The organism is Ruegeria sp. F5 (assembly GCF_056533845.1).
On record NZ_JBQFOU010000058.1, the window covers coordinates 1 to 2,568 of the forward strand.

Annotated in this window: 2 protein-coding genes; both read left to right on the forward strand. The window is 59.3% G+C overall.

Translation table 11 applies throughout. The annotated features are described in order from the left end of the window. Positions 1 to 131 precede the first annotated feature (131 nt). Complete coding sequence (locus ACR0K1_RS25450) at positions 132 to 1,019, forward strand: site-specific integrase (protein ID WP_170745615.1); 888 nt, start codon at positions 132 to 134, stop codon at positions 1,017 to 1,019. Positions 1,020 to 1,031: 12 nt separating this feature from the next. Continuing rightward, entirely contained in the window at positions 1,032 to 2,225 is a 1,194-nt protein-coding gene (locus ACR0K1_RS25455; protein WP_170745616.1) for an IS91 family transposase, read from the forward strand. Positions 2,226 to 2,568: the final 343 nt, after the last annotated feature.

Below are 2,568 nucleotides of genomic sequence, written 5' to 3' on the forward strand. Positions count from 1 at the left end.
AGGACGAAGCCGCTATCGCGGCAATGGCGCTTATGGCTGGCGTTATGAGCCGATCCTGATGGCGCATATTTTGTGATCTTGCTGACCTGTTTGACGATTGGGGTTTCTCAATCTGATGACAGGAGGTTCCAATGACAGAGGAGAAGATGAGCCCGCTGCGTGCGCGGATGATAGAAGATATGCGCATTCGTGGAATGTCACCGAAGACTCAGCAAGGCCATATCAGGGCGGTCAGGTATTTGGCCGAGTTCATCGGGCGCTCACCCGATACGACGACACCGGACGAGTTGCGGGCCTATCAGCTTCACATGACCGATAGCGGGGTCTCGACCGGCGTATTCAACGCGAGGATCGTGTCACTACGGTTCTTCTTCGGTATGACCTGTGGGCGTGAAGAGATGAAGCGGTACATGCAGTTCCGGCGCAAGGCGAAGAAGCTGCCGGTTGTTTTGAGCGTCGAGGAGGTTGGCGACCTATTGGCGGCGGTTCCCGGACCAGGGCTGAAGTATCGCGCGGCCTTGGGGATCAGCTATGGCGCTGGCTTACGCGCATCTGAGGTCTGCAATCTCAAGGTCTCCGACATCGATAGCGACCGGATGTTGATCCATGTGGATGAGGGCAAGAACGACAAAGACCGCAAAGCTATGCTATCACCCGCCTTGCTTGATCTGCTGCGCGATTATTGGCGCGAGGCGCGGCCAGAGGGATGGTTGTTTCCGGGCAAACCCAAAATCATGGCTTTGTCGCCACGCCAGTTGAACCGCGCGTTCACTTCGGCCAAACATATGGCTGGGATCAACAAACCCGCCACGCTGCATACGTTGCGCCACAGCTTCGCCACGCATCTGCTTGAGGCTGGAACCGACGTGCGGGTGATCCAAGTGCTTTTGGGTCATTCCAAACTCAGCACGACAGCGCGCTACACGCATGTTGCGACCAAAACCATTCGCGGTACCGTCAGCCCGTACGAGATGCTGGAGAAGCTCCAGGATCATACCGTCAGGCGGGGATTGGAGTAGCGGCTCGGGCGCTTGCGGCGCCCAAGGCTGGAGATCGCAGATATCTTTCGGAACTACGGGCCTGCGTATCGGCAGGCCAATGCCGGGCATGTCAGTCTCGGCCAACTCAAGGTGATGTCGGCGATTGAAGCCTGCCGGACCGAGGCGCTCGGCGGGCATGTGGCGGGATGCACCAAATGCGGCCACCATCACATCGCCTATAACTCCTGCAAGAACCGGCACTGCCCGAAGTGCCAGGGACCTGCTGCGCGCGATTGGATGGCAGCGCGCTCCGAGGACCTGTTACCGGTCGAGTATTTCCATGTGGTCTTCACGATGCCTGCTGAGATCGCCCGCATCGCCTACTGGAACCAGAAGGCGGTCTACGGTCTGTTATTCCGCGCATCAGCCGAAGCAGTGATGACTATCGCCGCCGATCCCAAGCGCCTCGGGGCGAAGGTCGGCATGACCAGCGTGTTGCACACCTGGGGATCGGCGCTCACGCATCATCCCCACATACACATGATCGTCCCGGGTGGTGGTTTGTCACCGGACGGCACGAGGTGGATCGCCTGCAGACCGGGGTTCTTTCTGCATGTGCGCGTATTGGCACGGCTGTTCCGCCGCTTGTTCCTGGAGGGGCTGATCGAGTTGCACCGTGCAGGCCAGCTTGCATTCTTCGGCGACCTCAATCACTTGGCGCAGGCAAATGCATTCGCCAAGTGGCTCGCCCCGTTCCGCAAAACCGACTGGGTGGTCTATGCCAAACCTCCGTTCGGCGGGCCTGAGGCCGTGCTGGCATATCTGAGCCGATACACACATCGGGTCGCAATCTCGAACCATCGACTGGTCAGCGCCGATGCAGAAACCGTCGCGTTCCGCTGGAAGGACTACAGGATCAAACGCAATGGCCGCCAAAAGGTCATGCGCTTGGCCACACCCGAATTCATCCGCCGCTTCCTGATCCATGTTCTCCCTGACGGGTTCCATCGCATCCGGCATTATGGCCTGCTTGCATCGGCACGGCGCAAGACAAACCTCGCGGAGATCCGCAACCTGCTTGGAGCAGAACTGCCGCAAAAAGAGCCACAAGCCGATGCAGAGATCATCCCTCTCGCTTTACGCGAGCCATGCCCCTGCTGCGGCGGTCCCATGCGCATCATCGAGATCTTCCGGCGCGGCCAGATACCGATGTCGCGCGCGCCACCAAGGGAGAAGGCCGCATGACACGATGCCTGTTCAGCCAACACAACATCAGCCCGTTATCTCTGGATGATCGGTCGAAATCGCCTGCGGCCGTCATCCAAAATGGCGACGTGGATCGCAACCTGCACACTCACTCGGTGAAATGCCTGCGACCAGGGTTGCAGAAAACAACCGCATTAAGTGCAATCAACACAGCCAACCGCCCGCCCAAGGCAACGGAAGCCTCACCTGTCAGCGCTCTTTCCCCATAGTTTGATCCCAGACCCCCGCGGCTTCCTCCTTCCGAGGTTTGTCAACGCGGGCCGCACGCAGCTCCTGGCGGCATCTTCGCACCCCGGCCCGCATCGAAAAACCTTCAGGAAAG

Coding starts and splice junctions, on each gene's coding strand:
- ACR0K1_RS25450 (WP_170745615.1), top strand. CDS start 132: ATGACAGAGGAGAAGATGAGCCCGCTGCGTGCGCGGATGATAGAAGAT.